This window comes from Campylobacter sp. 2018MI34 (assembly GCF_016598975.1).
GTDB lineage: Bacteria > Campylobacterota > Campylobacteria > Campylobacterales > Campylobacteraceae > Campylobacter_D.
On record NZ_JAENKS010000035.1, the window covers coordinates 1 to 9054 of the forward strand.

Here is a 9054-nt window from a genome sequence, read left to right on the forward strand (position 1 = left end):
TGATTTTGTAAATTTTAATGAAGTATATTCAAGCTTTTTTAAAGCTCCTTATCCTGCAAGAAGTGCTTTTGCAGTAAAAGATCTACCAAAAAATGCTTTGGTTGAAATTGAAGTTATAGCGGTTAAAAATTAATTCTAGGAATTTTCCTAGAATTTTAAACCTAACAATATCAAAAACTTACTTTAAAAAATTCATCCAAAAACTTATAATCAAAAATAATCTATTATTTTAAATAAAATTTAAAATAAAAATGTAAAATTCTAATAATGATACAAAAACCATAAATCATCAAGGTATAAAATGAATTCTATCTTAGAAAAAAATATCAAAGCTCTAGCATCTGGAGTTAATGAACCTTTGGCTTTAAAATTGCAAAATTATAAAAAATCGCAACGTTTTGTTTTAAATAATAAATTTAATATTTATGATAAAAATTTTGAAACTTTTATTTATGATAATGATTTTATAAGTGAAGAGCTAAATTGCTCTTTTGATAATTTTTTAGCCCAAACTAAACACTATCCTTTTATTTGTTTTTATGGTATAGCTAATGCTCTTTTGATTAAAAATTTAACTCCATATTATAAAAGAATTTTTGTTTTTGAAAGTGAAATTGAACTTTTACATCTAGCACTTAGCATTTTGGATTTAAGCGAAGAATTAAGTAGTGGCAAAATTCATCTTTTAGATATCACAGAAGAAAAAGTAAATATCCAGTTTTTAATCCTTTTTGATATGAAAGGTGTTTTTGAATATTTAAATTTATTTGAACTTTTTCCTATCAATTCTTATTATAAAAAATTTCATAATGAAACCTATCAACAAACTTTAAATTTTGCCTTAGCAAATATTACTTTACTTATTAGAAATTTACATTATAAATTAGATGTTCTTTTTTTAGTTTATGACAATATACTTTGTAATATCCCCACAATGTTAGAAAATATTCCTTTTCAAAGACTTATAGCTCAAAGAAAAAATGCCTTTGATACAGCCATAGTAGTTTCAGCAGGACCTTCACTTACTAAACAACTTCCTTTACTTAAAAAATATCAAAATAAAGTTTTTATTTTTTGTGCTGATGGAGCTTTAAACATCTTGCTTAAAGAAGACATTAAACCTGATTATGTAACAAATTTAGATTATGATGATTTAACATTAAAATTCTATAAAGAACAAGATGATAGAATTTTAAATATATTAGCTATTGGAACAAATCATAATGTCGCAAAGAAAATTTCAAATAAAATCATCATCTTAAGAGATGATCCTTTCTATAAAAATTTAGGTCTTAATGATTTTGGCTATATAGATACAGGAACTCACGTAAGTCATTTCTCTTATACTCTAGCTCTTGCTTTAGGATTTAAAAATATTATTATGATAGGACAAGATTTAGCTTATGATGAGAAAGGAAATTCGCATTCTGAAAGTTTTGCTCTTGGAATAGATTATGAAAGCACAGCTAATATTCAAAAAATAAAGTGTTTAGCTTATGGAGGTGAAGGTGAAGTTTTAACCCATATAGCTTGGAATGATTATCGTATCAAATTAGAATATCTTTTTGCTTGCAATAAAGAAGTAAATTTTTATAATGCTACAGAGGGTGGAGCAAGGATAAATTTTACCAAAGAAGTATCTTTTAAAAATGCTTGCGAAACTTTACTTCATAAAGAAAAACCTAAATTTGAAAATTTAAAACCCTTAACTAAAAATAGAAGTGCTAAACTCATTGCTAAATTCTTTGAAAAATTAAAACAAGATAAGCAAACTTGTGAAAATTTATTAAATGATGCTAAAGCTTTAAAAGAAGCATTAAATAATATCTTAAGTAAAGATATTATTTTACCTTTAGAATTTTTACAAAATGTTTATCAAAATATAAGTACTTTTAATGAAATATTAAATAATAGCGCATTTTTAGAAGATTCAATAGGTAAAGCTTTAATCTTTAATAGAGGTTTTAATACATCTAAAGTTTTAAAAATGCACTTAAATGACGAAAGAGAACATTTATATCAACTCATTTTAGCTTATAAAGAATTTCTTACATTTTTTATACAAAATTTAAAAACTAAATATGAAATTATACAAAAATACCATTATCAAACAAACTAATAATAAAGCTAAATAAAAATTAAAATTAATATTTAAAAAATTTTCAAAAAAATATAAAATTTTTTTTTAGCTTTACGATATAGCTTTTGACAATCGCATGAGGTGATTGAATTTATTTAAAAGGATTTAAAATGGGATTTCGTATTAATACAAACGTTGCAGCACTTAATGCTAAAGCAAACTCTGATCTTAACGCTAAAAGTTTAGATCAATCATTGGCAAGACTTAGCTCAGGTCTTAGAATCAACTCAGCTGCTGATGATGCTTCAGGTATGGCGATCGCTGATTCTTTAAGATCTCAAGCAAACACTTTAGGTCAAGCTATTTCAAATGGTAATGATGCTTTAGGTATCCTACAAACTGCTGATAAAGCTATGGATGAGCAACTTAAAATTTTAGATACTATCAAAGTTAAAGCTACTCAAGCTGCTCAAGATGGTCAAAGTGAAAAAACAAGAACTATGCTTCAAGCAGATATTAACCGTTTAATGGAAGAACTTGATAATATCGCAAATACAACTTCATTTAACGGAAAACAACTCTTAAGTGGAAACTTCATCAATCAAGAATTCCAAATTGGTGCAAGCTCAAATCAAACTGTTAAAGCTACTATTGGTGCAACCCAATCAAGTAAAATCGGTGTAACAAGATTTGAAACAGGAGGTAGAATTACTTCTAGCGGATCTGTTGCAATGACAATTAAAAATTACAATGGTATTGATGATTTCACATTTAGAGAGATTAAAATCTCAACTTCAGTAGGAACTGGAATTGGGGCTTTAGCTGAAGAAATAAATAAATATGCTGATAAAACTGGTGTTAGAGCAAGTTATACAGTTGAGACTAATGGTATGGCAGCAGTAAAAGAAGGTTCTACATCATCTGATTTTGCTATCAATGGAGTAACTATTGGCAATGTTTCTTATAAAGATGGCGATGAAAATGGTGCTTTAGTTTCAGCAATCAATTCTAAAAAAGATACCACAGGGGTTGAAGCTTCAATTGATAGCGAAGGAAAGCTTCTTTTAACTTCAGCAGATGGACGCGGCATAGCCATTACTGGGGATATAGGTAGAGGAGCCTTTATAAATCCTAATATGAAAGAAAACTATGGACGCTTATCTTTGGTAAAAAATGATGGTAAAGATATTCTTATCTCAGGAACTGGACTCTCTCATTCAGGATTTGGAGCATCTCAATTTGTTTCTCAAACTTCAGTCTCTTTAAGAGAATCAAAAGGACAAATTGATGCTTATATAGCTGATGCTATGGGATTTGGTAGTGTTAATAAAGGAACAATTTTAGCCGGATACTCTTCTGTTTCTGCTTATATGTCAAGTTCTGGAAGTGGTTTTTCTGCAGGATCTGGTTATTCTATAGGAAGTGGTAAAAACTACTCAACAGGTTTTGCAAATGCTATAGTTATTTCAGGAGCCTCTCAACTTTCAGCTGTATATAATGTTTCTGCTGGAAGTGGTTTTTCAAGCGGATCTACTATGTCTCAGTTTGCTACTTTTAAAGCAACTGCATTTAATGTTACAAATGAGACTGCAGGAGTTACAACGCTTAAAGGTGCTATGGCTGTTATGGATATAGCTGAGACTGCTATTGCAAATCTTGATCAAATTCGTGCTGATCTTGGTTCAGTTCAAAATCAATTAACTTCAACCATCAATAATATAACAGTTACTCAAGTAAATGTTAAATCAGCTGAATCACAAATTAGAGATGTAGATTTTGCAAGTGAAAGTGCAAACTATTCTAAAGCAAATATCTTAGCACAAAGTGGATCTTATGCTATGGCACAAGCTAATGCAAGTCAACAAAATGTATTAAGATTGTTGCAATAATACGAACTCTAAGTTTGGGAAAAATCTTCCCAAACTTTTCAAATCTTAATTCCTTGTTATAAAATCTAAATAAAAATTTATTGGAACACTTATTGCTTTATCCTTTTGAACAATATTTTTGAAAGGATTTAAAAAATGGGTTTTAGGATAAACACAAATATAGGAGCATTAAATGCTCACGCCAATTCAGTTGTCAATGCCAGAGAGCTTGATAAATCTTTAAGTCGTTTAAGTTCTGGTCTTAGAATCAACTCAGCCGCTGATGATGCTTCGGGGATGGCGATTGCTGACTCTTTAAGATCTCAAGCAGCAACTTTAGGCCAAGCTATCAATAATGGTAATGATGCTATTGGTATCTTACAAACCGCAGATAAAGCTATGGATGAGCAACTTAAAATTTTGGATACTATCAAAGTTAAAGCTACTCAAGCTGCTCAAGATGGTCAAAGCCAAAAAACAAGAACCATGCTTCAAGCAGATATTAACCGTTTAATGGAAGAGCTTGATAATATCGCAAATACAACTTCATTTAACGGAAAACAACTCTTAAGTGGAAACTTCATCAATCAAGAATTCCAAATCGGCGCTAATTCAAATCAAACTATCAAAGCAAGTATAGGGCCAACCCAATCAAGTAAAATCGGTGTAACAAGATTTGAAACAGGAGGTAGAATTACTTCTAGTGGCGAAGTCCAATTTACTCTTAAAAATTACAATGGTTTAGAAGATTTTCAATTTCAAAAAATAAAAATCTCAACTTCAGTAGGAACAGGTCTTGGGGCTTTAGCTGAAGAAATAAATAAATATGCTGATAAAACTGGTGTTAGAGCAAGTTATACAGTTGAGACTAATGGTATGGCAACTATAAAAGAAAGTTCTACTTCTGAAGACTTTTCAATCAATGGAGTAAGAATTGGACAAATTCAGTATAAAGATGGCGATGAAAATGGTGCTTTAGTTTCAGCAATCAATTCAGTAAAAGATACCACAGGGGTTGAAGCTTCAATTGATAGCGAAGGAAAGCTTCTTTTAAGCTCAAGAGATGGACGCGGCATAGCTATTACTGGGGATATAGGTAGAGGAGCCTTTATAAATCCTAATATGAAAGAAAACTATGGACGCTTATCTTTGGTAAAAAATGATGGTAAAGATATTAATATAATAGGAACTGGACTCTCTCATGCAGGATTTGGAGCATCTCAATTTATCTCACAAGCTTCAGTATCTTTAAGAGAATCAAAAGGACAAATTGATCCTCAAATAGCTGATGCTATGGGATTTGGTAGTGTTAATAAAGGAACAATTTTAGCCGGATACTCTTCTGTTTCTGCTTATATGTCAAGTTCTGGAAGTGGTTTTTCTGCAGGATCTGGTTATTCTATAGGAAGTGGTAAAAACTACTCAACAGGTTTTGCAAATGCTATAGTTATTTCAGGAGCCTCTCAACTTTCAGCTGTATATAATGTTTCTGCTGGAAGTGGTTTTTCAAGCGGATCAAATTTATCACAATTTGCCACTTTTAAAACAACTGCATTTAATGTTACACCAGAAAGCGCAGGAGTTACAACGCTTAAAGGTGCTATGGCTGTTATGGATATAGCTGAGACTGCTATTGCAAATCTTGATCAAATTCGTGCTGATATTGGTTCGGTTCAAAATCAACTTCAGGTAACTATTAATAATATCACAGTTACTCAAGTGAATGTGAAATCAGCTGAATCAACTATAAGAGATGTGGATTTTGCTGCAGAAAGTGCAAATTTTTCTAAATACAATATCCTAGCGCAAAGTGGATCTTATGCTATGTCGCAAGCTAATGCTGTGCAACAAAATGTATTAAAACTTTTACAATAATTTATAATAATTTTCTAGCTTGAAAAACTCTCAAGCTAGAAATATTAATCTTAAAAATTTATATTGCTTGTAAAAAAACTAAAGTTTTTTTTAAATTAAATTCTTTTTTTCTAGTATATCTTGCAAAGGAATAACAGCTTGTTTTAATCTTTGATTTTGAACACCAAGAATATCAATAATATCTTCAAGCCAGCTTTCATGAGAATATACCCAAGCTAAAAGTTTATTTTGCTTATCGCCTTCATTGCTTACATTTTGGACATATAATTTCGAAGATAATAGATTATGATGATACAATAAAGATGAAAGTACATTAGTAAGATGAATATATTTTTTCTTATTTAATTTTTCTTTAATTAAATCAAGCTCATCTACGAGCTCATTTAAGCTATATCTACTTTTAGAAGTATAAATAAATTTTTTAATACGTTTATCAATTTTTTTACAATGTTTCAAAAAATTTTCTCCCATCGTAATACTTTTTTTAACTCTTTTATAATTTTCTAACATTAAATGATTTCTTTGCTCTTTACTAGGATTTTTAAGTTTTACCAAAGACTTTTTAAGCTCTTTGATAAAAAGCTCTTTGCAAACTTCTTTAAAAGGTTTTTCTATGCTTCCTTCTATCCTTGCTCCACCTTCTGTACAATTATAAATCTTAGCATAAGTATTAGCAGCACAAAAATTTTCAAAAATTTGTTTAAATAAGATCCATACTTGAGAGCTTTGAACTATACCTTTACCTCCATAAGCCATAGTAGTATAGCGGTTAAAATCTCTTTCATAATCTCCTATATGATAATCATCATGAATAAAACCTTTTGAATGATGACTTCCATCTTTAGCATAGGCTAGATCTTGACCTATTAAAACAATATTTTTAAATCCTAATTTCAAAGCCAACTCACAAGCCATATGCGATACGCTCATACCTCCACCTATATATCCAAAAGAAGATAGATCAAGATAATTTGTATAAGTAGAAGCTCTTGCTATAAGCATATATTTCCTATGATTTTTTTCCAAATAATCTATAGTTTTTTTACTTACCACAGAAGCTAAGATAAAAAGTATATCTTTATCAAAATCTCCAAAATCATTATTAAAGCACTCACTTACTATCTCATCACGCTCTAGCATACAAACATAATCAGGCTTAATACCCTCTTTAGCTAAAATTGAATAAGCGCTATCGGCACAAAAAATAATGGCTTTGTTTTGATATTTTTTAAGTAAAGGAAGTTGTTTAGTAAGCGAAGGTCCTGTCCCTACTATAATAGCACTTGCTTTATTTTTATTAAATCTTTTTTGTTTCAATTCATCATAGCTTGGATGAGTAAAAACTTTTGGTAAATTATAGATAGCTTGTTCTATGCCTATCATAGTATCTTTTGGATCATTTCCTTGTCTTAAGGCAATATTAGTAATAGCTTTCATAAGAAGATCATTCATTTTTTCAATATCTTCTTTATAATATTTTTCATAAAATTCACAAGTAATTTTTAAATCATAAAGCTTAAAAGAAATATTAATTTGTGGTAAAGAACAAAGAATATCAGCTTTAACATAATCCATTTCTTTACTATGCATTATGATAAATCTTCCTTGTCTTAACTCTAAATCAAAATCTATCCAATGAAAAACAAGATAAATGATTTCAAGTTCTGCTTCAAAAACAATTATTCTTTTATGTAAATCATTTTGTAAAAGTGCTTTAAAAAATATACCGTTTCCTAAGCCATAAAAGAAAAAAAAAGGATATCTTGCAAATTCTTCAAAAGTCTTTATTTTTTCTTCAAGCTCTTCTTTTGGATTTTTAAAAATAGTTTTTAAATCACTTTTTCTTGTTATATTAATATCTAGTGGATCTTTATTTAACAAATAATTAAATTTTTTAAGTTCTTTGATATTTTGTAACTTCTTTTTAAGGTCTATATAGTTAGCTCCTACTAAAGCATCTATATTTTTTTTAAAAAGATCTATTTTTGCCCCATCCATTTCTCAAGTCCCCTTTTATATAACTCTTCTTCTAAAGGCTTAATGTTTTTAATTAAAGCAAGTTCAAGTGCATTAATATGTGCATATATCATTTTAAGCCATTCTAAATGTTCTTTAATCCAAATTAAAGATTTATTAAAAGAATCTTCTTTTGTTTTTACTTTTAAGACATAAATTCTAGCTAAATTTAATTCAAATTGGATTAAAAAAGCTTGTAATATGTCATAGAAGAAATTTAAATTTTTTAAATTTTCTATTTTTGTTTTTATTTTATCAATTCTTTGTATAAGAACATTTAGCATTTGATTGATTTCTTCTTCGCTTATATCGTTTAAATTAGAATTTGAATTTAGACTTTGATTATTTTTTTTAATTGAGATTAAATTAGCTAAACTCAAATAAAACTCATTAAGCTCTTCGTATTCTTTTAAACAATCATTTTTAAAAGTATTAGAATGTTTTATGGCTTTTGTAATTTTTGCATAAGCTTTAAGTAATAATTCATCTTGTTTATTTTTATTTAAAGCATTTAATCTTTTAAAAGGTTTATCTAAATCTTTAATAAGTAATGCTTCACATACTTCTTTAAAAGGTTTTTCTAAGCTTCCTTCTATCCTTGCTCCACCCTCTGTGCAGTTGTAAGTGGTAGAAAAAGTATTTTCATAAATAATTTGTTCTAAAAAAGACTTAAAATATACCCAAATACTATGCGTTGTAACTTTTCCACTACCGCCATAAGCCATTATTTCTATATGTTCTTCTTCGCTCTCAAAATTGGATCCGTGTTTATAATCATTAGGATGCGAATTTCCTTTTTCATCATAAGCTAAGTCTTGTCCTATTAAGATAATGTTTTTGTGTTTTAAAAGCATAGCTAAAGAATAATTCATATAAGCTACACTCGGGCCACCACCAAGATAACCAAATAAATGTAGTTTAAAATCAAGACACAATTTAGATGGTTTTGAAACAAGTATAAAAGAACGATTTTCAAGATAAGAGATAGCTTTTGGATGAACTAATGAAGCAAGAATAAACAATGTTCCTTCATCAATCCCCTCATATGCCTCTTTAAAGAATTCCGCCGTAAAATCAGTTCTTTCAAGCATACAAACATAATCAGGCTTAATATTATGTTTAGCTAATATTGCATAAGCACTATCAGCACAAAATATTGTAGCTTTGTTTTGATATTCTTTTAGAATAGGAAGTTGTTTAGTAAGCGAAGGTCCT

General features: G+C 28.9%; 6 protein-coding genes. 4 read left to right on the forward strand and 2 right to left on the reverse strand.

Translation table 11 applies throughout. The features are described 5' to 3' along the window. The 4 genes from JG676_RS07365 to JG676_RS07380 all read left to right on the forward strand — a co-directional run. Positions 1-133 (forward strand): Rid family hydrolase (locus JG676_RS07365; protein ID WP_246801807.1); only part of this gene is annotated, 133 nt, incomplete at its 5' end. 168 nt (positions 134-301) lie between these two features. Then, the gene (locus JG676_RS07370; RefSeq protein ID WP_200217816.1) at positions 302-2119 is read left to right on the forward strand and encodes a motility associated factor glycosyltransferase family protein; all 1818 of its coding nucleotides are present in this window, start codon (positions 302-304) and stop codon (positions 2117-2119) included. Positions 2120-2250: 131 nt separating this feature from the next. Beyond that, a complete protein-coding gene (locus JG676_RS07375) occupies positions 2251-3969 on the forward strand; it encodes a flagellin (RefSeq protein ID WP_200217817.1) in 1719 nt (572 codons plus the stop codon). Positions 3970-4104: 135 nt separating this feature from the next. Beyond that, positions 4105-5823, forward strand: coding sequence for a flagellin A (locus tag JG676_RS07380; protein ID WP_200217818.1), 1719 nt, complete (start codon positions 4105-4107; stop codon positions 5821-5823). Between the two features lie 90 nt (positions 5824-5913). Here the strand turns inward: JG676_RS07380 and JG676_RS07385 are convergent, their stop codons facing one another. Next, complete coding sequence (locus JG676_RS07385; protein ID WP_200217819.1) at positions 5914-7821, reverse strand: motility associated factor glycosyltransferase family protein; 1908 nt, start codon at positions 7819-7821, stop codon at positions 5914-5916. Then, positions 7803-9054 (reverse strand): motility associated factor glycosyltransferase family protein (locus JG676_RS07390; protein WP_200217820.1); only part of this gene is annotated, 1252 nt, incomplete at its 5' end. The genes JG676_RS07390 and JG676_RS07385, both read right to left, overlap by 19 nt.